The sequence below is a fragment of the Streptomyces hygroscopicus subsp. hygroscopicus genome (genome assembly GCF_030269125.1).
GTDB classification, from domain to species: Bacteria; Actinomycetota; Actinomycetes; order Streptomycetales; family Streptomycetaceae; genus Streptomyces; species Streptomyces hygroscopicus_C.
In genome coordinates this window covers 194,860-218,234 of record NZ_BSSM01000010.1, presented here as the reverse complement: position 1 = coordinate 218,234, position 23,375 = coordinate 194,860, and the positions used below count along the sequence as shown (strand labels likewise).

Sequence of the window (23,375 nt, the reverse complement as noted above, 5' to 3'; positions counted from 1 at the left end):
CGCCGCCGTCATCGGTTCACGACGGCGGGGGCGCCGCCGTCATCGGTCACGGCGTGAGGGGCCGCCCCTCGGCCGGCGGGCGCCCCGGCCATGTCACCGGGGGTTGATCAGCCCTTGGCGGCGCACTTCGGCAGCGCCGCGGTGTCACCGCTCCGGATGTCCTCCAGCGCGTTCAGCGCGTCCTTGATCGTCTTGACCTTGACCAGGGTGAGCCCGCCCGGCTTGTCCGCCGCGGCCTCGGCGCAGTTGTCGGCGGGCGTCAGGAAGTACTGGGCGCCCATGCCGCGCGCGCCGAGGGTCTTCATGTCGACGCCGCCGATCGGCCCGACCGTGCCGTTGTCGTCGATGGTCCCGGTGCCGGCCACGAACCTGCCGCCGGTCAGGCTGCCCGGGGTGAGCTTGTCGTAGATGCCGAGCGCGAACATCAGGCCGGCGCTTGGCCCGCCGACGTCGGCGAGCTTGATGTCGATGCTGAACGGGAACGTGTGATCGGTCCCGGCCGAGATCCCGACGATGGCCCGCTTGGGCCCGCTGTCGTCGGAGGCGGCGGTGGTGATCGTGACGTCCCGCGTCGTGGTGGCCGTCCTGTGGGCCTTCTCCGCGGCGGCCTGCTCCTTGGCGGGCACGACGGTGAAGACCACCTTCTGGCCCGCCTTGTGCCGGGTGACGAACTTGGCGACGTCGGAGGGCTGCTTGACCGCGTTGCCGTCGACCGCCCTGATCACGTCACCGGCGTGCAGCCTGCCCTCGGCCGGGGAGTCCTTGATCACGGTCGAGACGATCACCCAGGACTTCACCGGGACGTCGAGCTGCTTCAGGGCGGCGACCTTGGCGCTCTCCTGGGACTGGCTGAACTCCTCGGCGTTCTGCTGCGAGGACTGTTCCTCCGTCGTGCCCTTCGGGTAGAGCGTGTCGTGCGGCACCACCTTGCTGTCGCGCGACAGCCAGCCGTAGACGGCCTCCACCAGGTTCATCCGGAAGTCCACGCTGGTCACCCGGACCGTGGTCATGTTCAGGTGGCCGTCGGTCGGATACGTCTTGCGTCCGGAGATCTGCAGCACCGGCTCGCCCTGGTGCTCCCCGAGCGTGTTCACGGTCGGGCCGGGGGACATCTCCGCGTACGGGACGGGGATGAGCACTCCGGCGCACAGGAGCGCGATCAGCATCAGGGTGGAGGCGAGCATCGTCGCGGTGCGGCGTGGCATGCCTCGACAGTACGTGACGCCTCTGTCCGCGCACTGTCAGGGCACCCCCGTCAGGCGCCGCCGGCGCCCGTGTGGGACCGCTCCATCGCCTCGCGGAACCGCGCGTACCCGTCGAGTTCGGGACCGTCGCTGCGCGCCTTGCGCGTCCGGTTGGCCCAACTGCCCCACAGCCCGCCGCCGATCGCACCCATGAGCGGAATCAGCAGCCAGACAAGCGCGCCCATGCCGACCTCCCAACGCCGTGAGCGTTCGCAACTGACTGATCAGCAGATTAACCATCCGCACTCACAACGCTCACGGGTGGGGGGCGGTTACGCAACCGGAGGAACCGGTGGGCCCGGAGTGACCGGTTCGGCGCAGTGGCCGCGCGTTCAGCGGGCGTCGCCCCCTCCCGTCACCCGACCACCACGGGCCTCGACGGCGCTACGCGCCGACCCGCCCTCCCGTCACCCGACCACCACCCCGCCTCGACGGCGCTACGCGCCGACCCATTCCTCCGTGCCGTCCGAGAACCTCTGGTGCTTCCAGATCGGCACCTCGTGCTTGAGGTCGTCGATCAGCCTGCGGCATGCCTCGAATGCCTCGGCCCGGTGCGGACACGCCACCGCGACGACCACGGCGATGTCCCCGACGGCCAGCTCCCCGACCCGGTGCACGGCGGCCAGGGCCCGCACCGGATAGTCCGCGACGACCTTCTCGGCGATCCGCCGCATCTCGGCCTCGGCACTGGGATGGCTGGAGTACCCGAGCGCGTCCACGTCGGCACCCCCGTCGTGATTGCGCACCGTCCCCACGAACAACGCGATCCCCCCGGCCGCGGCATCCCCGACCGCCCGGAACACCTCGTCCACCGAGAGCGCGCTCTCCCGCACACCGATCAACTTCACGGGCCCCTGCGCGCCCCGCTCCCCGGGATGCTCGCTCATCTCAGCCATGCCTCCATCGTGCCGCACGGGTACGACAGCGAGGGACACCGGGTTCACCCGTCCCGGCGGGAGCCGTGCCGGACGCTGCTCCAGCGGCCGCGGCCGCGCCGGCCCGCGCCGGGCGCCTACCGCCGACGCGCCTTCCGGGCCCGTCGTACCACCGCCGCCGCGCCGAGCAACGCCACCGTCGCGCCCGCCGCCCCCGCGGCCGTCGCGTCCTTGCGCCCGAGCCGCCGCCCGGCCACCGTGTGCCGCCCGGCGACCTCCTCCAGCAGCTGCGCGAGCACATCCTCGTTGGTCCACCGCGGACGCCATCCCGCGTCGTGCAGCCGGCTCCCGCTGACCACCCACGGGTACATCGTGTAGGCGAGGTCCCCCGCGGGGGACGGCGTGAGCCCGATGCGGTGCAGCCGCGCCGCCGCGCCCAGCGCCACCGCCGACGGCAGCTCCATCCGCCGGATCCCGCTGAGCTCCTCGACCTCCTCCTGCTCCAGCCACCCGTCACAGCCGACCGCGAGTTCCCCGTCGACCTTCTCCAGGACGGCGTACTCCAGCGCCCCGCACAGATCCTCGACATGGCAGAACTGCCACGCGGGCCGCGAGCCGGCCACGACGAGCAGCCGCGGCGACTCGAAGTACCGGGTCAGCGCGGTGTCCGTGCCGCCGACGAGCAGGGCGGGCCGTACGACGGTGACGTTCAGGCCGGGGTGCGCGCGGGGCGCTCGCCGGGCGAGTCGCTCGATCTCCAGCAGGTCCCCGACGCCCGTCGCCTCGGCCGTCGCGCGCAGCTCGGCGTCCTCCGACAGCGGCAGCTCGTTCTCCGGCAGCGCGCCGTAGACCATCGCGGACGTGCACAGCACCACCCGGTGCACCCCGGCCGCCGCCGCGGCGGTCAGCACGGTCTGCGTCCCCCGGACGTTGTAAGCGGTCCGCGCGGCCGCGTCGCTGCCGAGATCCAGGTCGAGCGCGAGGTGCACGACCACGTCCGCGCCGCGCAACTTGTCCGCGATGGCCGGATCGCGCACGTCCAGGATGTGCCACTGCGCCTCCTCGCACTCCCCGCGCCGCTCGTCGATCGCGACGACCTGCCGGATCTCCTCCGACGCGGCCAGCCGCGCCGTGAGCAGGGCTCCCACGCCGGTCGCGGCGCCGGTGACCGCGACGACGGGCCCGCGCACGGCGGGTCGGCGCCCGGCGGACGGGGCTGAGTGGTTTCGCGCTGCGCGAACCTGCGGATCTGGGGAACTCACCCGGCATCTCCAGCGGTTGTCTTCTGTACGGGCGTGAGTGACGCGCACGTACGAGGTGCATCCATCCTGCCGCAGGCCTTCCGCGGGCGAAGCATCGAGGCCCGATCGGGTCCGGGTGTCTACGCTGGGTGGTGTTGTCGGGCAGCCGCGCCGCCGGAGAAGACCGGTGGCCTTACCAGCCGAGGAATCCCGTGAGTGACACCCCATTCGGTTTCGGCCTTCCGCCGGAGGAGCCGGAGGACGGCGACGAGGGCAAGAAGAAGGACCAGCAGAGCGGTGGTGGGCAGGGACCGGCCAATCCGTTCGGTTTCGGCGGCATGCCCGGAGCCGGTGGCTTTGGCGGCCCCGGCGCCGACAATCCGCTCGCAGCCATGTTCGGTTCGCTGAACCCCACCGACCTCGGTGCCGCGTTCCAGCAGCTGGGTCAGATGCTCTCGTACGAGGGCGGCCCGGTGAACTGGGACATGGCCAAGCAGATCGCCCGCCAGACGGTCGCACAGGGCACCGCGGACGGCTCGAAGGACGCCAGCGTGGGCCCGGCCGAGCGCAGGGCCGTCGAGGAGGCCGTGCGCCTGGCCGACCTGTGGCTGGACGACGCGACGTCCCTGCCGTCCGGCTCCGCCTCCGCGGTGGCCTGGTCGCGCGCGGAGTGGGTCGAGGCGACCCTGCCGGCCTGGCAGGAGCTGGTCGACCCGGTCGCCGAGCGGGTCGGCGCGGCCATGGGCGATGTGCTGCCGGAGGAGATGCAGGCCATGGCGGGCCCGCTGATCGGCATGATGCGCTCGATGGGCGGCGCCATGTTCGGCACGCAGATCGGGCAGGCCGTCGGCGTGCTCGCGGGCGAGGTCGTGGGCTCCACGGACATCGGCCTGCCGCTCGGCCCGGCCCGCAAGGCCGCGCTGCTGCCGGCCAACGTGGAGGCGTTCGGCAAGGACCTGGGGGTTCCGCTGGAGGAGGTGCGGCTCTACCTGGCCTTGCGCGAGGCGGCCCACCAGCGGCTGTTCGCGCATGTGCCGTGGCTGCGCTCGCACCTGTTCGGCGCGGTCGACGGCTACGCGCGCGGCATCAAGGTCGACACCGCGAAGCTCGAGGACGTGGTCGGCCAGTTCGACCCGCAGAACCCCGAGCAGTTGCAGGACGCGCTCCAGCAGGGCATGTTCCAGCCGGAGGACACGCCCGAGCAGAAGGCCGCCCTAGCGCGCCTGGAGACCGCTCTGGCGCTCGTGGAGGGCTGGGTGGACGCGGTGGTCCACGCGGCCGCCAAGCCCCGTCTGTCGTCCGCCGACGCCCTGCGCGAGACCCTGCGCCGGCGCCGCGCGACCGGCGGCCCCGCGGAGCAGACGTTCGCCACGCTGATCGGTCTGGAGCTGCGCCCCCGCCGGCTGCGCGACGCCTCCCGCCTGTGGGCCTCGCTCACGGACGCCCGCGGTGTGGACGGCCGGGACGCCCTGTGGCACCACCCGGACATGCTGCCGACCGCGACCGACCTGGACGACCCGGACGGCTTCGTGCACCGCGAGCAGCTGGACTTCTCGGAGCTGGACAAGATCCTCGGCGAGGCCGCCGACCAGCCGGACCTGAGGAAGAAGGACGACGAGTCCGAGGGCGACGGCAGCGAGTGAGCCTGTACGACGACGCGGTCCTCGTCCTGAAGGGGTACGAGGGCCAGGACGAGCTGCGCCAGTCCTATCTCGACCACCTGGCGGCCCATCCCGACGGAATGTGGAAGGCCTGCCACGCGGGCCATGTGACGGCGAGCGCCCTGGTGATCGACCCGGAGCGCGGCCGGGTGCTGCTCACACTCCATCGCAAGCTGCGGATGTGGCTCCAGATGGGCGGCCACTGCGAGCCGGGCGACGCCACCGTGGCGGCGGCCGCGCTGCGCGAGGCGACCGAGGAGTCGGGCATGGCCGGACTCACGCTGCTGCCCGGCGGGCCGGTGCGCCTGGACCGGCACCCGATCCCGTCGCCGTGCCACTGGCACTACGACGTCCAGTACGCGGCCCTGGCCCCCTCCGGCGCCGTCGAGGCGATCAGCGACGAGTCCCTCGACCTGCGCTGGTTCCCCTACGACGAGGTGGCGGGCGTCGCCGACGACTCGGTCGTGCGGCTGCTGGCGGTCGCCCGCGCGCGCCTGTGACCGTGCCTGCGCGTGTGTAAGGGGCGACCGCCTTGGCGCTCGCCCCTTACACACGTGCTTCTTGCGGTCAGCTCCAGACGTTGCCCTGGTTCGCGCCGCGCGCTCCCTGCTGGCCCATGCCGAACTGGGCGGCGAGACCCTGGCCGATCACCGCGTTCTGCGGCGGCAGCAGCTCGCTGGGCTGGACCAGCGCGAAACCGGAGCCCATGAAGCTCAGCTCCCAGCCCTCACCGGTGCTGCCGCGTCGGCGCCACACCCCGGAGGAGTGCGTCTGGGCCTGCATCTGCACCCGCAGCCCGGTCGACCAGGCCACGATCGCGTCGGCGTCGCAGTTGACGTACCGGTCCGGGGTGACCCGCATCAGCAGCGGCGACCCGGAGGTCATCAGGGCGACCCGGCCGCGCCCGGTGATGTTGAGCTGGTACTTCCCGGAGCCGGAGATGCCGTAGAGGCTGTCGACGGCGATGACCTCGTGGTGCAGCGAGGAGTCCATGGCGAGCACGTAGGAGCTGTCGACGGTCAGCCCGTCCTGCTCCACGTCCATGATGTGCACGTGCTGGGCGAGGTTGGCGAGGTAGACCGTGCCCTGACCGTGGCAGCGCATCAGGTCCAGGCCCTCGCCCGTGTGGGCACGCGCGCGCCGCTGGCCGTTGGCCTGGTACTCGGCGTCGAACTCGACCAGGCCCTGGTAGGCGACCATGGTGCCCTTGCGGGCGAGGAGGTCGTCGTGCCCTTCCAGGACGACCCGGAGCAGCTGCGGGTTCTGCAGGCTCCAGCGCTCCTGCGTCTGATTGTCGTTGAACGCGAAAATCGGGCTCTGCATGGCGTGTTGACTCTCCCCCTCAGCCCCGGATCCGCAGGCGGTCGGTGCTGTCCTCGCTGGGCTGGACGACGACGATGCCCTGTCCGGAGAAGGCCATCTGGTAGGCCTCGCCGCTGCCCCGGCCGATCAGCGACTGCGCCTTGAAGCTGCGCTTGCCCTTGACCTTCAGGTTCGGCGACCAGGCGACGAGCGCGTCCGGGTCGACGTACGTCTCGTCCTCGCCGCCGCCGCAGTCCACGACGATCGGCGTGCCCCGGGAGGTCAGCGCGACCCAGCCCTGCCCGGAGATCCGCGTGTTCCACAGGCCCTGACCGGCGAACTTCGCGAGCCCCTTGACCCGCTCCACGCCCCAGTTCAGATGGGCGTCGAAGGCGAGCAGGTTGGTGGCGTTGACGGAGATGCCGTCGCCGTTCAGGTTGATCACGACGACGTTCGCGCCGTAATCGGCGAGATAGAGCAGCCCGTCGCCGGAGCACTTCATCAGCGGGGCGCCCTCGCCGGTGAGCCAGTCCCGGGCGATCTGGCGGACGGCCGGCGGGTTGGGCTCGTACTGCACGAAGCCCTCGTAGGCGACCATCGAGCCCACGCGCGCGAAGAGGTCGTTGCCGGTCTGCATGGCGACCTTGAGCATGTGGTGCCCGTGGTTCTCCATGCGGGCGGTGACGGGTGCGGGAGCGAAGCCCGCGAGCGGCTGGTTCATGACGGGCTCCCTCAGACCTCGTACGGCTGGACGACGATGAAGTTGCCGGGCGCGCCCCGGAATTGCAGGTTGACGGTCTCGCCGGTGTCGCCGGGGTAGGCGTTGCGGCGCATGCGGACCTGGCTGGAGACGATCACCTGGGAGGCCGCCGACCAGGCCACCACCGCGTTGCAGTCGGCGAAGGTGGTCGGGGTCACCGGCAGCACCACGGGCGCTCCGTGCGTCTTGACCACGATGGTGCCGGTGCCCTGGAACTGCATGGTGAACAGCGCGCCGCCCGGGATGCCGTGGCCCTCGATGCGGCGGACCTCGTACTGGAGGGTCTCGTCGAAGGCGAGCACGTTCTCCGCGGACACGCAGATCGCGTCGCCCTGCAGTTCGATCGGGTGCAGGTTGGTCGCGTTCTCGGCGAGGAACACCTGGCCCTGGCCGGTGCAGCGCATCAGCTGCATCTCCTGGCCGGTGGCGTTGCCGACGATGCGCCCGGCGAAACCGGCGCCCTTGTAGCCGAAATCGACCTTGCCCTGGTAGAGCACCATGCTGCCCTGCCTGGCCAGCACCGGCTGCCCGCCGATGCCGAGGTCGACGCGCATGAGCTTCTTGTTCTGCTGCGTCCAGCGCTGCCCGGTGGGCGTCTCCTTGAACTGGTGCAGCGCGGCCCCGACCCCGGCGGCGCCCTGCGCGGCGCCCTGGGGCACGCCGTAGGGGGCCGTCTGCTGACCGGGGATCCGGCCGTCGTGGCCCGGGGGCATGGGGGCGCCGGGCGGGCCGCCGTAGCCGGGAGGCATCGGGGCGCCGGGCAGACCGCCGTAGGAGGGCTGCGGGGGCTGACCGCCGTACGACGGCTGCTGCGGCGGCAGGCCGTAGGGCGCGGGGGCCGGGGCGGGCGGCGGGACGGTGCCCGCCGGCCCGGCGGGCGGGGTCAGCGGGGCGATGACCGTCGGCGCGCCGTGCACGTTCGGCGCGGGGGCGGGCGGCGGGGTCTGACCGGGGGATGCGAAGCCCTGCGGAGGCGTGCCGCCAGGGGGTGCGAAGCCCTGCGGGGGCGTGCCGCCAGGGGGTGCGAAGCCCTGCGGGGGCGTGTGGCCGGCCGACGGGGCGTAGCCCTGGGGGGCGGGCGCGGGAGCCGGGACAGGCGCGGGGGCCGGGGCGGCGAAGGCGGGCGGGGCGAACGCGGGCGGGGCGAAACCGGGGGCGCCGGACTGCGGCTGCTGCGGGGCGGCGGGCGCCTCCTCCTCCAGCACCTCGCCGCCGAAGTTCTTCAGCAGCGCCTCGAGGCCGCCGTCGAAGCCCTGTCCGACCGCGGCGAACCGCCAGCCGTCCTTGAAGTAGATGTCACCGAGCATGACGGCCCGCTCGGTGGAGAACTCCGTGCCGTCGAAGGAGTACCGCGCGACCTCCTCGCCGCCCGCGACGATCCGCAGGTAACCGGGGCCGGCCTGCGACATCTGCCCGGCGCCGTCGAGGGTCGCCGTGAAGGACAGCTTGCGGATCCGCGCCGGGATCCGGTCGAGCGTGACCCGGAACGACTCGGTGTCGCCCGCCTGGGCGCCGAGCAGTTGGATGGACTCCTCCGGCGACTTCGGCTGGTTGAAGAAGACGAAGTAACGGTCGTCCGAAAGCCGTTCGTCGGCGTCCAGGCCGAAACAGCTGATGTCGAAGGTCAGTCCGGGTCCGGCGATCTGCACGCCTACGTACAGATCGGTGCCCGCCGTGAGGTCACTGATCCGGGCCTTGTGGCCGCGTTGGAATTCCCTGGCCATGCGATACGACCGTCCCCCATCCCGAAATATGAGTGCGTCGCGCCAGGCTAGCGGCTGTGGCCGACGACCACCCCGGCCGGTCCAGGTCGGTACACACCCGGTACACAACCGGTTCCGGCCACGCACATGGCGGCCACGGGCGGGGACGCGGTGCGCGGGGGAGGCCGCGCACCGGGGCGGCCGGTTCAGGGGAGCCGCGCACAGGGAGCGGCCGGTTCAGGGGAGGCCGCGTTCAGGGACGGGTCATTCGCCCCGTGCGCCGGGGACGTGCGGCAGCCGTGCGGCGGCGACCACGCCCTCGAGGTAGCCGCGGGCGCGCTCGGTGCGCGGGTAGGCGTCCAGGAGCCGCCAGAAGTCGGCGCCGTGACCGGGCACCAGGAGATGTGCCAGCTCATGGCAGAGCACGTAGTCGATGACGTACTCGGGCATGCCCTGGAGCCGGTGCGAGAGGCGGATGCTGCCCTCGGCCGGGGTGCACGAGCCCCAGCGGGTGTTCTGGTTGGTGACCCAGCGGACGGAGGCCGGGCGGGCGCGACCGTCGAAGAACTGCGCCGACAACCGCTCGGCGCGCTCGGTCAGCTCGGTGTCGCCGAGCACCCGCCGGCTCTCCTGGGCGGCGAGCTTGTCGAGCATGACGGTCACCCAGCGTTGCTCCTCCGCCTTCGACATCCGGGCAGGGATCAGTACGACAGTGCGATCACCCTCGCGGTACGCGGAGACCGTCCGGCGGCGGCGGGCGCTCCTGCGGACCTCGATCGCGCTCGTCGCGCTGCGCTCTGTCTTTCCGGCGCGGTGCTGCAGTGGGTCGGCGGACACGCCCCGACGTTACCCGCTCGGCACGGGCAAAGTCCCGGCTCGCGGACGGGTCGTCGCGCCCGCAGGTTCATATGAAGAACACCCGTCACCTGTGGATAACTTTCCCCGCCCCGCGGGCCGGGCGGGCATGCTGGCGGATGTCGGCGGAACACGACCGATCCGGCCGATGTCATGACAGTCATGCGGATACAGGGACACAGGGGGCTTTCATGCATCCGACGGTGAAACCCGCGCTGCGGCGCGGCTGGCGTGATCTCGGCACCGCGCAGTTCGGGATGACTCCCCCGCACGCGCTGACACTGGGCCCGATGGACACCGCCACGAGCGGCCTCCTGGACCTGCTCAACGGCACCAGAGGGCTGCCGCTGCTGCGCGCGGAGGGCCGCCGGCTGGGCCTGCCGGACGGCCGGGTCGACACACTGGTCGACCGGCTGGCCCGCGCGGGCCTCCTCGACGACGCCCGCGGCGGCGGACCGGCGGCTGACGCGCTGCGCGCGAGGACGGAGGTGCTGCGAAGGCTCCGCCCCGACCTGGCCTCTCTCTCGCTGACCACCTCCGAGCCGGGCGGCGCGCTCGCGCGGCTCGCCGCCCGCAGGGCGCTGCGGGTCCGGGTGCACGGCGCGGGGCGGGTCGGCGCCGTGGTGGCGGCGGTGCTGTCCGGCGCGGGCGTCGGCGAGGTGGAGGTGCGCGACGAGGGCCGGGTGCGGCCGTGGGACGTGGCGCCGGGCGGTCTGCCGGCGGAGGCGGTCGGTGGGCGTCGGGACACGGCGGCCGCGGCGGTCGTCCGCCGGGCTGCCCCGGACCGCCCGCCCCGCCGTCCCCACTCCCCCGGGTCCGGCACCGGGGAACCCGGACTCTCCCTGGTGATCCTCGCGCCCCGGGACGACGTGGCCGTGTACGCCCCGGACCCGCGCGCCGCGGAACCGCTGCTGGCCTCCGGCACCCCGCATCTGTACGCCGGTGTGGTGGAGGGCACCGGTGTCGTGGGCCCGCTGGTGCTGCCCGGCGAGACGGCCTGCGCGGGGTGCCTGCACGAGGCGCGCACGGACCGGGACCCGGCCTGGCCCCGGCTGCTCGCCCAGTGGCGCTCCGGCGGCGGACCCCGCCGGGTCGGCGCCTGTGACATGGCTCTCTCCACGACGGTCGCCGGCCTGGCCGCGGCCCACGCCCTGGCCTACCTGGACGGCGCGTCGCCCTCCGGCTCGGGAGCCCGCTGGGAGGTGTCCCTACCCGCCCTGAGCTGGCACGCCCGCCCGGTCCTGCCGCACCCGGCCTGCCGCTGCGGCGCCGCGGAGAGGGCGGATGAGAAAGCGGAGGGGGAACAGTCCTCAACCCTCGGGCGGTCACGCGCGACAATGGCGGTGCAACGGCCGTCGACGGAGCGGGCACGCGAAGCGGGCGCGGCACGGCCGACAGGGACCTGGAGGGCGCATGTCTGATCTTCCCCGGAAGGCGGTCACCCGGACCGCCAAGCTCGCCGCGCTCCCGCTCGGCTTCGCCGGGCGGGCGACCTGGGGGCTGGGCAAGCGGATCGTGGGCGAGTCCGCGGAGATCGTCGGCCGGGAGCTGCAACAGCGCACGGCGGAGCAGCTGTTCAAGGTGCTCGGCGAGCTGAAGGGCGGGGCGATGAAGTTCGGGCAGGCGCTGTCCGTCTTCGAGTCCGCGCTGCCCGAGGAGGTCGCCGGACCCTATCGGGCGGCCCTGACCAAGCTCCAGGAGGCGGCGCCGCCGATGCCGACCCGCACGGTGCACGCCGTACTGGCGGAGCGGCTCGGCCCGGACTGGCGGGAGCTGTTCGAGGAGTTCGAGGACAAGCCCGCGGCCGCGGCCTCGATCGGCCAGGTGCACCGGGCGGTGTGGCACGACGGCCGCGAGGTGGCGGTCAAGGTGCAGTACCCGGGCGCCGGCGAGGCCCTGCTGTCCGATCTCATCCAACTGGGCCGGTTCGCCCGGCTGCTGGGGCCGCTCATCCCGGGCATGGACATAAAGCCGCTGATCGCGGAGTTGCGGGACCGGGTCTCCGAGGAGCTGGACTACGGACTGGAGGCCGCTGCCCAGACGGCGCACGCGCAGGAGTTCGCGGGCGACCCGGACGTGGTGGTCCCGGCGGTGGTACACCAGTGCGATCAGGTGCTGGTGACGGAGTGGATCGACGGGATCCCGCTGTCGGAGATCATCTCCGACGGCACGCCGGAGCAGCGGGACCGGGCCGGTCAGCTGCTCGCCCGCTTCCTGTTCTCGGGCCCGGCCCGCACCGGGCTGCTGCACGCCGACCCGCATCCGGGGAACTTCCGGCTGCTGCCGGGCGGCCCGGACGGCGAGGACGACTGGCGGCTCGGGGTCCTGGACTTCGGCACCGTCGACCGGCTCCCCGGGGGGCTGCCGGCTCCGATCGGGATCTCCCTGCGGATGACGCTGGACGGCGACGCCGAGACGGTCTACGAGCTGCTGTGCGAGGAGGGGTTCGTCAAGGAGTCCATAGAGCTGGATCCCGACGCGGTCCTCGACTACCTGCTGCCGATCATCGAACCGGCCCGTGTCGACGCGTTCACCTTCACCCGCTCCTGGATGCGCAGCCAGGCCGCCCGCATCGCCGACCCGCGCTCCCCCGCCTACCAGCTCGGCAAGCAGCTGAACCTCCCCCCGGCGTACCTCCTCATCCACCGCGTCACCCTGAGCACCATCGGCGTCCTGTGCCAACTGGGCGCCACGGTCCGCCTCCGGGACGAACTGGATTCCTGGCTGCCGGGCTTCGCGCCGACGGAGGAGCTGGACGAAACCCTTGAGGAACTCGCGGAGGAGCCGTTGGGGGAGCTGTCGGAGGAGGACCTCGACGAGGAGTCCGCGGCGGAGGCGTGACACGCCCGGGTCCCTGGAAAAACCCCGGGCCCCGGGCCCGCACATCGTGCTCGAATAGGGAAGAAGCGGGTCATCGCCCAGGCCGACGGTGACCGCTTCCGGTCGGTGACGAGGTGGGCGACAGGTCGGGTCGCCGCGGGAGAGCGGTCACCACCACGTCGAGTCGAGGCGGCCCTCGATGGCGCGGAGATGGGCGCGGGAGCAGGCGGCGCAGAAATAGCGGGGGGTGCCGTCCTCCACGGAGCAGGTCCAGGTGGCGGGGTGGGGGGCGGGGGCGGGGACACCGCAGCGGGCGCACACGAGGGGCACCGGGCGCTTCGCGGAGCCGCCCTGATCGCTTCCTGCGGGAAGACTCGTCACCCGGTGACGATAACTCCGGTACCGGCAGGCGGCACGCAGAACGCACCGCGGGGGCCGGTCCGTTCGGCCGGACCGGCCCCCGCGGGGAGTCACCGCGTCGCTCGGACGCCTCTCACCGGGAGGCGTCCTCGGGCGCGGGTCTTACTGCATGACGGCCATGGCGAGCGCGCGGCGCGCACGCCGGGAGGCGCGTTCGGCGCGGCGCTGCATGCGCTGGGCGACGGCCAGGCGGGTGGCCTGGCGTTCCTGGTGGGCGTCATGGAGTCGGTCGTGCATATGCGCACGGGCCAGGGCTTCTTGCATGAGTTGCATCTCGCGGGTCCTGTTCTGGCGGGCTTCGGTCGCGCCGGTGGTGGTGGAGTCTGGGATCGCGGAGCCTGCGGGCTCGCTGGTGGACGGCTTCATCGGGGCCTGCTTCTTGGGGTCGTGCGTGAGGGGACGGTCGATTGTTCCTGCGGTGTTCATGCCGTGACCGGGTTCTTCCGCGGGCGGCCGCGCGGCCGCTTCCGGGCGACGACGACACCCTGGACGAACAGCTCGCCACCCCAGACGCCCCAGGGCTCACGCCGCTCCTTCGCCCCGGCGAGGCATGCCTCCATCAGCGGGCAGGTGCGGCACAGGGACTTGGCGTACTCCACGTCCGCGGGCGACTCGGCGAAGAAGACCTCCGGGTCGTAGGAACGGCACGGGACGGGCACGCCGAGGTTCTCGATGGCGTCGTCGAGCGCGGTGAGCGCGGTGAGCGGGATCAAGGTGGAGTCCTCCGTGAGGCCGGGCGGGGGGATCGTTTGCGAAGGCGGTACGGACGGGGCGTGCGCTTCGAGTTGCACGGGTGGTTTTCCTCGTCTGGTCGTCCGGCCGGTTGACCGGGTGTCGGCTGGTACCGGGTTCTTTTCTTGTCCCGAGGCCCCTTCGCTGCGTCCTTCCCGTTCGGGAAAAACCGAAGGGCCGCGGATCCCGGATGGGGTTCCGCGGCCCTGAAGGCGCCGGCCTGATCGAATCAGGCTGGATAACTCCAGGGTTCTGGCCCACGGAAGGCCCACATCTGGTGGTGCTGCGTCGTCTGCTTCCGGAATCCGGCACCAGTCGCCGTAAAGGCATAGGCCTTTGCCTGTGCCACTACCGCTTCCAGTGCCTTGGTCGGTCGCTCATTGCGCTCATCACGGACGGGAAGGCCCGCGAGAGACAGGGAGGACGCCGGGCGCGCGGCACGGATGCCGGACAGACCGGTGCCCCGGTCGGAGGCGCCGAGCAGGCACAGGGAGACGGTCGAGCGATCGGTCAGTTTGGCCGTGGCCGTGCTGTTGGTGCTGATGTTGATGCTGATCACTGGACTCGCCTCCTCTCGGCGTCTCGGGGACCGGTGAACCGATCCGTTTCGTATGTGCAAGTACATCACGGAGGCCCGGCCCCGGAGAAGGCCGCTGCTTCCGTGCCTAGAACCTATGGGGATTCCCGGCGCGTGCGCAAACTATTTTTGCGACGAGTTCGTATCAGTCCCCACCGATCTCGCCATGAAGCTCCTGACCTGCGCAGATGGCCAGCACATCGGCTCCGTAGCTGCGCAGCTTGCGGCTGAGGACGCCGGGGATGCGGGAGAGTTCCGCGGCACTGTCGGGACGGGCCTCGGCGATGGCCATCAGGGTGCGGTCGGTGAAGACGCAGAAGTCCGGCTGTCCGCTGTCCGCGGCCTGGACGGCGCGCCACTCGCGCAGCCGCTCGTACAGTCCCTCGTCCATGTCGGAGGGGCAGTCCTCGCAGCGCATCAGCTTCATCTCGCCCGCGTCGGTGAGGGTGCGGCCGCAGACCCGGCAGCGGGCCGGGGTGCGCTGGGTGCGCCGGGGCACGACGGGGGTGCCGGAGCCGCGGATGCCGCGCTCGACGCCCCCGGCGACGCCCCCGGCGGCGCCCGCGCCGCGGCCGACCGTGGGCGTGGTGCCGGGGCGCAGTCCGTCGAGGAAGCGGCTGGGTCTGCGGCTGTGGCGGCCACCGGGTGAGCGGGAGAGGGACCAGGAGAGATGGAGGCGTTCGCGCGCACGGGTGACGCCGACGTAGAGGAGGCGGCGCTCCTCCTCGATCTGCTCGTCGGTCCTCGCGTACGTGATGGGCAGCATGCCCTCGGCGACGCCGACCAGGAAGACGACGTCCCACTCCAGGCCCTTGGCCGCGTGCAGGGAGGCGAGGGTGACGCCCTGGACGGTGGGGGCGTGCTGGGCGCCCGCCCGCTCGTCCAGTTCGGCGACGAAGTCGGCGAGGGTGGCGCCGGGGCGGGCGGCGGCGAGGTCCTGGGCGAGGTTGACCAGGGCGGCGAGGGACTCCCAGCGCTCCCTGACGGCGCCGGAGCCGGCCGGGGGCCGGGTGGTCCAGCCCTCGCCGGACAGCACGGCACGCACCTGTGAGGGCAGGTCCACGACGTCGTCCAGGAGGGAATCGTTGCCCCCGAAGCGGGCGGCGCCGCGCAGGGCGAGGCCGGCCTTGCGCACCTCGGGCCGGTCGAAGAAGCGCTCGGCGCCGCGCAGCTGGTAGGGGACGCCGGCGTCGGCGAGTGCCTGCTCGTAGGTCTCGGACTGGGAGTTGGTGCGGAACAGGACGGCGATCTCGGCGGCCGGGACGCCCGCGTCGATCAGCTCGCGGATGCGGCGGGCGGCACCCTCGGCCTCGGCGGGCTCGTCCGTGTACTCGGTGTACACGGGGTCGGGGCCGAGGGGGCGCTGTGAGACGAGTTCCAGCCGGTGGTCGGCGGCGCGGCCGTGGGCCTGGGCGAGCAGGCCGTTGGCGAGGCGGACCACCTGGGGGGTGGAGCGGTAGTCGCGGACCAGCTTGACGACGGTCGCGCCGGGGTGGCGGGTGCGGAAGTCGAGCAGGTGGTCGGGGGTGGCTCCGGTGAACGAGTAGATGGTCTGACTGGCGTCGCCGACCACGCACAGGTCGTCGCGGTCGCCGAGCCACAGCTCCAGCAGGCGCTGCTGGAGGGGGCTGACGTCCTGGTACTCGTCCACCACGAAGTGCTGGTACTGGGCGCGGATCTGCTCGGCGATGTCCTGGCGGTCCTGGAGGATGGCGACGGTGAGCAGCAGGACGTCCTCGAAGTCGATCACCGCGCGGTCGCGTTTGAGGTCCTCGTACGCCGCGTAGAGGTGGGCGATCTCGGTGGGGTCGCGGGGGGCCTCGCGGCCGGCCTTCGCTGCCGCGTACGGGTAGTCGGCGGGGATGGTCTGGGTGACCTTGCACCATTCGATCTCGGCGGTGACATCGCGCAGCTCGCCACGGTCGAGCCGGGTGCCGAGACCGGCGGCGGCGTCGGCGACGAGCTGGATCTTGCGGTCGACCAGCCGGGGCAGGCTGCCACCGACGGCTTTCGGCCAGAAGTACTGGAGCTGGCGCAGGGCGGCGGAGTGGAAGGTACGGGCCTGGACGCCCTGGGCGCCGAGCTGGCGGAGCCGGCCCCGCATCTCGCCGGCGGCGCGGTTGGTGAAGGTGACGGCGAGCACGCTGGCGGGCTGGAGGATGCCGGCCCGCACCCCGTAGGCGATGCGGTGGGTGATCGCCCGGGTCTTGCCGGTGCCCGCGCCGGCCAGCACGCACACCGGGCCGCGCAGGGCGGTGGCCACCTCGCGCTGCTCGGGGTCGAGCCCTTCGAGCACCGCGTCGGCCGAGTCCGGGACGTCCGGTACCTGCGGGAAGAGGGTGGAGTGCGTTGCTGCTGTCACACAGCCATGCTGCCAGGTCGCCCGGGACCCCCGCGGCGGTTGTCCACAGGCGGGGCCTCGCGGTCGTACTAATACGTCTGGCACCACGTCCTGCTCATACGTCGGGCACCACGTCCTGCCTCGTACGTCGGGCACCACGTCCCTGTGCGTCGGGCATCACGTCCCGAGCGTCGGGCATCACGTCCCGAGCGTCGGGCGTCACGGCGGAGACCTGCATACCCCCGGTGGGAATGGCCGAGCACCCGCTTACGTTCTCCTCCAGGACGACCTTTCCCGAGCTGCCTGAGGAGCGCGAGAGACATGCAGGGCACTGTGACGATGTACAGCACGACTTGGTGCGGTTACTGCCGTCGGCTGAAGAGCCAGATGGACCGGGAGGGCATCGCCTACACCGAGATCAACATCGAGCAGGACCCCGAGTCCGCGGCCTTCGTGGAGAAGGCGAACGGCGGAAACCAGACGGTCCCGACCGTGCTCTTCGCGGACGGCTCCACGATGACGAACCCCTCGCTGGCCCAGGTCAAGCAGAAGCTCGCCGCGTAACGCCCCGGGCTGCGAAACGGCGGCTCCCGAGTCCAGAGCGACTCGGGAGCCGCCGTTCCATGTGCCGTACGCCACGCCTACGGGGATGTCACCGCTCAGACGAAGCTGCGGGTCGGGAGCGGCTTGCCGTACCACATCTCGATCAGCCGGGCGGCGATGGAGATGCCGTAGGGCGGCAGGACCGTGCCCGCCTCGAAGGCGTCGTGGAGCTCCTGGCGGGAGAACCAGCGGGCCTCGGAGATCTCGTCGCCGTCGACCTGGATGTCGGTGGAGGTGGCGCGGGCCATGAAGCCGAGCATCAGGCTGGAGGGGAAGGGCCAGGGCTGGCTCGCCACGTACTCGACGCCGCCGACGGTGACGCCGACCTCCTCGGCGACCTCGCGGCGCACCGCGTGCTCGATGGACTCACCCGGCTCCACGAAGCCGGCGAGCGTGGAGAAGCGGCCCTCGGGCCAGTGGACCTGGCGGCCGAGCAGGATCCGGTCCTCGGCGTCGGTCACCGCCATGATCACGGCGGGATCGGTGCGCGGGTAGTGCTCGGCACCGCAGGCCTGGCAGCGGCGGATGTGGCCGGCCGCGGCGATCACGGTGCGCTCGCCGCAGCGGGAGCAGAAGCGGTGGGTGCGCTGCCAGTTCTCCAGGCCGACCGCGTGCACCATGAGCGCGGTGTCGCGCGGGGACAGCAGCAGACCGGCCTCCCGCAGGCCCGCCGGGCGCGCGGACTGGTCGATGCGGCCGGGCAGCCCGTCCTTCTGGAGCGCGAAGAAGGCGACGCCCTCCTCGTCGATGCCGAGGAAGTAGCGGTGCGCCTCGGTGAGCGGCGCCTCGAAGGAGGGGGTCATGACGAGTTCGGTGCGCCCGTCGGCCGTCTCGTCGATGAGCACCTGGCCGCCGGAGACCACGAAACAGCGGGTCGTGGGGTGGCTCCACGCCGCCGCGAGCCAGGCCTCGTCCAGCCGGTGGTGGGCGGCGCGGTCGATGCCGCAGGGGGCGGTCAGCGAGATGGGACGGTCGGCTGTGTCGTCGGTCCAGGTGGTCACGGGTGCTTCCAACTCCCCCAGTACGGCGGTTCGGTTCGGCGGGCGGTTCGGGCGGACGTGCGACAGGACGTACGGCGACGCACCTGGTCGGGCGCGGGCGGGCGGTGTCTCCAGTGTGCCTCGCGCCCGTGGCGCCCTTCCGTACGGTGCGCCGGGTCAGGGCGTGGGACGCCAGTTCTCGGCCAGGTCGGCCCACAGGTAGGCGCTGGTCTCGACGCCCTTGAGGAGGAGGTCCAGCTCCACCTTCTCGTTGGGCGCGTGCCAGCCGTCGGAGGGGACGGAGACGCCCAGGAAGAGCACGGGGCTGCCGAGGACCTCCTGGAGGTCGGCGGCGGGCCCTGAGCCGCCCTCGCGGGTGAAGAGGACGGGGCCCTCGAAGGCGCGGCCCATCGCCCGGACGACGGACTGGAGGGCCGGGTGGTCGAGCGGGGTCAGACAGGGCCGGGTGGCCGAGCCGAAGTCGATCTCGCAGCGGATCCCGGCGGGCACCTGCTCGGCGGCCCAGGCGCGGACGGCCTTCTCCACGTGGTCGGGGTCCTGGCCCGCGACCAGCCGGAAGGACAGCTTCACCACGGCGGAGGACGGGATGATCGTCTTGCTCCCGGGGCCCTGGTAGCCCCCGCCGATGCCGTTGACCTCGGCGGTCGGGCGGGCCCAGACGCGCTCCAGGGTGGTGTGCCCGGCCTCGCCCTGGGTCGCGCGGGACTTGGCGGTGCGCAGCCAGCGCTCCTCGTCGAAGGGCAGTTCGGCGAACAGCTCGCGCTCGCGGTCGGTCAGCTCCACGACGCCGTCGTAGAAGCCGGGGACGGCCACGTGCCCCCGCTCGTCGTGCAGTGCGGCGACCAGGCGGGCGACGGCGGTGGCCGGGTTGGGCACGGCGCCGCCGAAGGAACCGGAGTGGATGTCCTGGTCGGGGCCGTACAGCCGGATCTCGCACTCGGCGAGGCCGCGCATGCCGGTGCACACCGTCGGGGTGTCCTCGGCCCACATGCCGGTGTCGGAGACGATCACGGCGTCGGCGGCCAGGCGCCCGGCCCGCGCCTCGACCAGGGCCCGGAAGTGCGGGGAGCCGGACTCCTCCTCGCCCTCGATCAGCAGCTTCAGGTTGACCGCGGGGGCGGTGCGGCCGGTGGCGGCGAGGTGGGCGCGGACGCCGAGGGTGTGGAAGAAGACCTGGCCCTTGTCGTCGGCGGCGCCGCGCGCGTAGAGGCGGTTCCCGCGGACGACGGGTTCGAAGGGCTCGCTGTCCCAGCCGTCCTCGCGGGCGGCGGGCTGCACGTCGTGGTGGCCGTAGACCAGCACGGTCGGCGCCCCGGGGTCGCCGGAGGGCCACTCGGCGAAGACGGCCGGGGCGCCCTCGGTGGGCCAGACCTCGACGGTCGTGAAGCCGGTCGCGGTCAACCTGGCGGCGAGCCAGTCGGCACTGCGCCGCACGTCGGGCGCGTGGTCGGGCTGGGCCGACACGGAGGGGATGCGCAGCCATGCGGTGAGGTCGTCGAGGAAGGCTGCGCGGTGCTGCTCGATATACGCGCGGACGGCGCTGTCCGGGGTCTGGCTCATGCTCACGAGCCTATCGGCCCGCGACCACATCCTCGGCGGGCGGTTCGTCACACTCGGGGGGCGCGCCGGATCACCGCGGTGCCCTCGTCGTCGCGCGCCCCGGGCTCCCCGCCGAGCAGCCGCTCCAGCGCGGGCCGGTCCGGCAGGTCCGCCGGGCGAACGGCCTCCCCGGTGCGCACGTACAGGAACGTGGCGGTGACCGCGTCGAGCGGGACGCCCTGCTGTTCGGCCCAGGCCAGCCGGTACACGGCGAGCTGGAGCGGGTCGGCGGTGTGCTCGCGGCCGGTCTTCCAGTCCACGATCTCGTACGTCGCCGCCGCACCCTCGCCCTCCCTGTAGACGGCGTCGATCCGGCCGCGTACGACCCTCCCGGCGAGGACGAGCTGGACCGGTTCCTCCACGCGGTACGGCGTGCGCCGGGCGTACTCGGTACGTTCGAAGGCTTCCTTGAGTGCCTCCAGGTCCTGTTCGTCGGCGATCTCGGCGTCGCCGCCGGGCAGCTCGTCGGGCTCCAGCAGGGGCAGCGCCAACTCCTCGTAGCGCGACTCCACCCAGGCGTGGAAGCGGGTGCCCCGGCGCGCGGCGGGCTGCGGGGGGCGCGGCATGGGGCGCGCGAGTTCCTGCGCGAGCCCGTCCGGGTCCTCGGCCAGGCGCAGCAGCTGGGTGGCGGTCAGCGTGGCGGGCAGGGGTACGTCCGTGACGGCACGGCGGGCCAGCAGCAGCTCCCCGGCGAGCGCGTCCAGATCGCGGTCCCAGGAGGCGATCAGGCGGGACTCCTCCGGGGTGAGGACGGGGTACGGGTCCGGCTCGGGGGCCGGGGCCTGATGGGGGATGAGGGGGGCGGAGGCCTGGTGGGGGTCGGCGGGAGCGCCGTCGTACGGGGTGTCAGCGCGCGGGGCCTCGCCGTACGAGTCGCCGTACAAGGCGTCGTCCAAGGCGCCATCGCGCGCGCTGTCGTCGTACGGCTCCTCGTACGGCGGTTCGTCGTCGACCTCGTCGTACGGCGGTTCTTCGTACGGCGGCCCGTCGTACGGCTCGTCGTACGGCGGCTCCTCCGGCGGCACCGGCCAGTCCGGGTCCTCGAAGACGGCCGGGTCGGCGGGGGCGGCCGACGGCCCGGCGGCGGTCAGGGTGTCGAGGTGGGCGAGGACCGTCCGGGCGGCGGCGTGGCGGCGGGCGAAGGCGTCGGCGTCGAGGGGCAGCGGCCAGGCCAGGTCGGCCTCGGCCCGGTGCAGGGCCGGGTTCTCCTCGTCGTCGGCGGGTTCGTCGGCCCATGCCTCGATCTCGCCGTATCCGGCGGCGCAGTGCTCGTACAGGGCCCGGAGGAAGTCGGAGGGGCCGCGTTTCCTCTTCTGGCTGGGGCCCCACCAGTGGCCCGAGCCGAGCAGGAGGGAGCGGGGGCGGGTGAAGGTGACGTAACCGAGGCGCAGTTCCTCGGTGTGCTGGTGCTCCTTCATGGCCTCGTGGAACGCCTTCATGCCGCGCGCGTCCCAGCCGTCGACGTCGGGCAGGGTGGCAGCGTCGCCGCGCAGGGCGTGCGGCAGCACCTTGGCCTGCGCGGTCCACTTGTCGCGGCCCTGGGCGCTGGGGAAGGTGCCGGTGACGAGGCCGGGCACGGCCACGACGTCCCACTCCAGGCCCTTGGACTTGTGGGCGGTGAGCACCTTGACGGTGTTCTCGCCGCCGGGCAGGGCGTTGTCGAGGCCCTTCTCGTACTGGGCGGCGGTGCGCAGGAAGCCCAGGAAGGCGAGCAGGGTGGCCTCGCCGTCGCTCGCGGCGAAGGAGGCGGCGACGTCGAGGAAGTTGGCGAGGGTCTCACGGCGGCGGGCGGCCAGGGCGTGCGGGGACGCCGACAGCTCCACCTCAAGGCCGGTGACGGCGAGGACGCGGTGCAGGACGTCCATCAGCGGGTCGGACAGGGCCCGGCGCAGGTCGCGCAGCTCGGTGGCGAGGCGGGCGAAGCGCACGCGGGCGTCCGGCGAGAACGGCAGCCCGTCCTCGTCGCCGCCGCGGGCGTCCAGGAAGGTGTCCAGGGCGTCGGCGAGCGATATCACCTCGGCCGGGTCGGTGCCCTCCACGGCGGCGGCGAGCCGGCGGTCCGGGTCGTCGGTGTCGCCGGCGCGCGCGTGCGCGACGAGCAGCCGGGCACGGCGGCCGAGCAGGGCGAGGTCGCGGGGGCCGATGCGCCAGCGGGGCCCGGTCAGCAGCCGTACCAGGCTCGCGTTGGCGCCCGGGTCCTGGAGGACCTCGCAGACGGCGACCAGGTCGGCGACCTCCGGCAGGTGCAGCAGCCCGGACAGGCCGACGACCTCGACGGGGACGTCCCGGGCGACGAGCGCGCCCTGGATCGCGGCGAAGTCGGCGGCCGTACGGCACAGGACGGCGATCTCGCCGGGGGCGGTGCCGGTGCGCACGAGGTGGGCGACGGAGTCCGCGAGCCAGTCCAACTCCTCGGCGTGGGTGGGCAGCAGGGCGCAGCGGACCGTGCCGTCGCGCTCGGCGCCCGGGGCCGGACGAAGGGCCTCGACGCCCGCGTGCATGGCGCGCAGGGGGGCGGCGAGGCCGTTGGCGAGGTCGAGGAGCCGGCCGCCGCTGCGGCGGTTCTCACGAAGCGACTGGCGGGTGGCGGGACGGCCGTCGGCGTGGCGGAAGTGGTCGGGGAAGTCGTCCAGGTTGGCGACGGAGGCGCCGCGCCAGCCGTAGATGGCCTGGCAGGGGTCGCCGACGGCGGTCACGGGGTGGCCGGTTCCCGCGCCGAACAGGCCGGCGAGCAGGACGCGTTGGGCGACGGAGGTGTCCTGGTACTCGTCCAGCAGGACCACCCGGAACTCCTCGCGCAGCAGGCGGCCGACCTCGGGCAGCGCGGCCAGGCGGGCGGACAGGGCGATCTGGTCGCCGAAGTCGAGGAGGTCGCGTTCGCGTTTGGCGGCCCGGTAGCGCTGGACCAGTCCGGCGAGTTCGCGGCGGGCGTGCGCGGTCTCGGGGACCTTGCGCAGCTCGGCGTTGCTGAGCCGGGTGCCTTGGAGGGTTTCGAGCAGCTCCTCGTCCCAGGCGCGCAGTCGGCCCGGCTCCACCAGGTGCTCGGCGAGTTCGGAGTCGAGGGCGAGCAGGTCGCCGACGAGGTCGGCGAAGGAGCGGGTGAGGGCCGGGTAGGGGCCGGGGGCCTCGCGCAGCACACGGGCGGCGAGCTGGTAGCGGGTGGCGTCGGCGAGCAGGCGGGAGGCGGGCTCCAGGCCGACGCGCAGGCCGTGGTCGGTGAGGAGGCGCCCGGCGAAGGAGTGGTACGTGGAGATGACCGGCTCGCCCGGGGGGTTGTCCGGGTCCCACCAGGGGGGGTCGGCGCGGAGCCCTGTCGCCGAGGGGTGGCCGTCGGGTGACGGGAGGGCTTCCGGGTCGGTGACGCCGGCCCTGACGAGCGCCTTGCGGACGCGCTCGGCCAGTTCGCCCGCGGCCTTGTTGGTGAAGGTCAGGCCGAGGACCTGTTCGGGGGCGACCTGCCCGGTGCCGACCAGCCAGACCACGCGGGCCGCCATCACCGTGGTCTTGCCCGAACCGGCGCCGGCCACGATCACCTGCGGGGCCGGCGGCGCGGTGATGCAGGCCGTCTGCTCCGGGGTGAAGGGGATGCCGAGGAGCTCCTTGAGCTGCTCGGGATCGGTGAGATGGGCGGGCATGTCGGA

Annotated in this window: 21 protein-coding genes; 5 read left to right on the top strand and 16 right to left on the bottom strand. The window is 73.1% G+C overall.

The features are described from left to right. Nucleotides 1-107 precede the first annotated feature (107 nt). The 4 genes from QSK45_RS22845 to QSK45_RS22830 form a co-directional block, all read right to left on the bottom strand. The gene (locus QSK45_RS22845; RefSeq protein ID WP_285559762.1) at nt 108-1,205 is read right to left on the bottom strand and encodes a YlbL family protein; all 1,098 of its coding nucleotides are present in this window, start codon (nt 1,203-1,205) and stop codon (nt 108-110) included. Between the two features lie 50 nt (nt 1,206-1,255). Further along, nucleotides 1,256-1,429 carry a hypothetical protein gene (locus tag QSK45_RS22840; protein WP_285559761.1) on the bottom strand — a complete coding sequence of 58 codons (174 nt, stop codon included), beginning with the start codon at nt 1,427-1,429 and terminating at the stop codon, nt 1,256-1,258. Nucleotides 1,430-1,681: 252 nt separating this feature from the next. Continuing rightward, a complete protein-coding gene (locus QSK45_RS22835) occupies nt 1,682-2,140 on the bottom strand; it encodes a molybdenum cofactor biosynthesis protein MoaE (protein WP_285559759.1) in 459 nt (152 codons plus the stop codon). 116 nt (nt 2,141-2,256) lie between these two features. Further along, nucleotides 2,257-3,381 (bottom strand): SDR family oxidoreductase, encoded by a 1,125-nt coding sequence (locus QSK45_RS22830; RefSeq protein ID WP_285559757.1) that lies wholly within the window; start codon nt 3,379-3,381, stop codon nt 2,257-2,259. 191 nt (nt 3,382-3,572) lie between these two features. Between QSK45_RS22830 and QSK45_RS22825 the strand changes: the two genes are divergently transcribed. Both QSK45_RS22825 and QSK45_RS22820 read left to right on the top strand, forming a co-directional pair. Further along, nucleotides 3,573-5,003 carry a zinc-dependent metalloprotease gene (locus QSK45_RS22825; RefSeq protein ID WP_285559755.1) on the top strand — a complete coding sequence of 477 codons (1,431 nt, stop codon included), beginning with the start codon at nt 3,573-3,575 and terminating at the stop codon, nt 5,001-5,003. After that, nucleotides 5,000-5,521, top strand: coding sequence for an NUDIX hydrolase (locus QSK45_RS22820; RefSeq protein WP_285559753.1), 522 nt, complete (start codon nt 5,000-5,002; stop codon nt 5,519-5,521). Before QSK45_RS22825 ends, QSK45_RS22820 begins: the two co-directional genes overlap by 4 nt. 67 nt (nt 5,522-5,588) lie before the next feature. Here the strand turns inward: QSK45_RS22820 and QSK45_RS22815 are convergent, their stop codons facing one another. The 4 genes from QSK45_RS22815 to QSK45_RS22800 form a co-directional block, all read right to left on the bottom strand. Further along, entirely contained in the window at nt 5,589-6,344 is a 756-nt protein-coding gene (locus QSK45_RS22815) for an AIM24 family protein (protein WP_285559751.1), read from the bottom strand. Nucleotides 6,345-6,363: 19 nt separating this feature from the next. Then, complete coding sequence (locus QSK45_RS22810) at nt 6,364-7,044, bottom strand: AIM24 family protein (RefSeq protein ID WP_285559744.1); 681 nt, start codon at nt 7,042-7,044, stop codon at nt 6,364-6,366. A gap of 11 nt (nt 7,045-7,055) precedes the next feature. Next, the gene (locus tag QSK45_RS22805; protein ID WP_285559742.1) at nt 7,056-8,807 is read right to left on the bottom strand and encodes a TerD family protein; all 1,752 of its coding nucleotides are present in this window, start codon (nt 8,805-8,807) and stop codon (nt 7,056-7,058) included. Between the two features lie 243 nt (nt 8,808-9,050). Further along, a complete protein-coding gene (locus QSK45_RS22800) occupies nt 9,051-9,623 on the bottom strand; it encodes a M48 metallopeptidase family protein (protein ID WP_285559741.1) in 573 nt (190 codons plus the stop codon). 209 nt (nt 9,624-9,832) lie between these two features. On the opposite strand from QSK45_RS22800, the gene QSK45_RS22795 reads away from it, so the two are divergent. Together QSK45_RS22795 and QSK45_RS22790 are read left to right on the top strand one after the other, a co-directional pair. Beyond that, a complete protein-coding gene (locus QSK45_RS22795; protein ID WP_285559739.1) occupies nt 9,833-11,062 on the top strand; it encodes a TOMM precursor leader peptide-binding protein in 1,230 nt (409 codons plus the stop codon). Continuing rightward, nucleotides 11,055-12,482 carry an ABC1 kinase family protein gene (locus QSK45_RS22790; RefSeq protein ID WP_285559736.1) on the top strand — a complete coding sequence of 476 codons (1,428 nt, stop codon included), beginning with the start codon at nt 11,055-11,057 and terminating at the stop codon, nt 12,480-12,482. The genes QSK45_RS22795 and QSK45_RS22790 overlap by 8 nt, the downstream gene beginning before the upstream one ends. A 147-nt stretch (nt 12,483-12,629) precedes the next feature. On the opposite strand, the gene QSK45_RS22785 is transcribed toward QSK45_RS22790, so the two are convergent. The 5 genes from QSK45_RS22785 to QSK45_RS22765 all read right to left on the bottom strand — a co-directional run bounded on the left by QSK45_RS22785 (nt 12,630) and on the right by QSK45_RS22765 (nt 16,552). Beyond that, on the bottom strand, nt 12,630-12,842 hold the full coding sequence (locus QSK45_RS22785) for a hypothetical protein (RefSeq protein ID WP_285559735.1): 213 nt from the start codon (nt 12,840-12,842) through the stop codon (nt 12,630-12,632). A gap of 141 nt (nt 12,843-12,983) precedes the next feature. Next, nucleotides 12,984-13,307, bottom strand: coding sequence for a putative WhiB-interacting protein (locus tag QSK45_RS22780; protein ID WP_285559733.1), 324 nt, complete (start codon nt 13,305-13,307; stop codon nt 12,984-12,986). After that, on the bottom strand, nt 13,304-13,672 hold the full coding sequence (locus QSK45_RS22775) for a WhiB family transcriptional regulator (protein ID WP_037660091.1): 369 nt from the start codon (nt 13,670-13,672) through the stop codon (nt 13,304-13,306). Before QSK45_RS22775 ends, QSK45_RS22780 begins: the two co-directional genes overlap by 4 nt. A 170-nt stretch (nt 13,673-13,842) precedes the next feature. Next, a complete protein-coding gene (locus tag QSK45_RS22770) occupies nt 13,843-14,172 on the bottom strand; it encodes a hypothetical protein (RefSeq protein ID WP_285559729.1) in 330 nt (109 codons plus the stop codon). A 163-nt stretch (nt 14,173-14,335) separates the two neighbouring features. After that, nucleotides 14,336-16,552: an ATP-dependent DNA helicase UvrD2 gene (locus QSK45_RS22765; protein ID WP_285559727.1), complete on the bottom strand. Its 2,217-nt coding sequence runs from the start codon at nt 16,550-16,552 to the stop codon at nt 14,336-14,338. Between the two features lie 300 nt (nt 16,553-16,852). On the opposite strand from QSK45_RS22765, the gene QSK45_RS22760 reads away from it, so the two are divergent. Then, on the top strand, nt 16,853-17,095 hold the full coding sequence (locus QSK45_RS22760) for a mycoredoxin (protein WP_285559725.1): 243 nt from the start codon (nt 16,853-16,855) through the stop codon (nt 17,093-17,095). Between the two features lie 95 nt (nt 17,096-17,190). Here the strand turns inward: QSK45_RS22760 and nudC are convergent, their stop codons facing one another. The 3 genes from nudC to QSK45_RS22745 form a co-directional block, all read right to left on the bottom strand. Beyond that, the gene (nudC, locus tag QSK45_RS22755; RefSeq protein ID WP_285559723.1) at nt 17,191-18,135 is read right to left on the bottom strand and encodes an NAD(+) diphosphatase; all 945 of its coding nucleotides are present in this window, start codon (nt 18,133-18,135) and stop codon (nt 17,191-17,193) included. A 156-nt stretch (nt 18,136-18,291) separates the two neighbouring features. Next, nucleotides 18,292-19,695 (bottom strand): dipeptidase, encoded by a 1,404-nt coding sequence (locus QSK45_RS22750; RefSeq protein ID WP_285559721.1) that lies wholly within the window; start codon nt 19,693-19,695, stop codon nt 18,292-18,294. A 47-nt stretch (nt 19,696-19,742) separates the two neighbouring features. Further along, nucleotides 19,743-23,369, bottom strand: a complete 3,627-nt coding sequence (locus QSK45_RS22745; RefSeq protein WP_285559720.1) for a UvrD-helicase domain-containing protein — start codon at nt 23,367-23,369, stop codon at nt 19,743-19,745. Nucleotides 23,370-23,375: the final 6 nt, after the last annotated feature.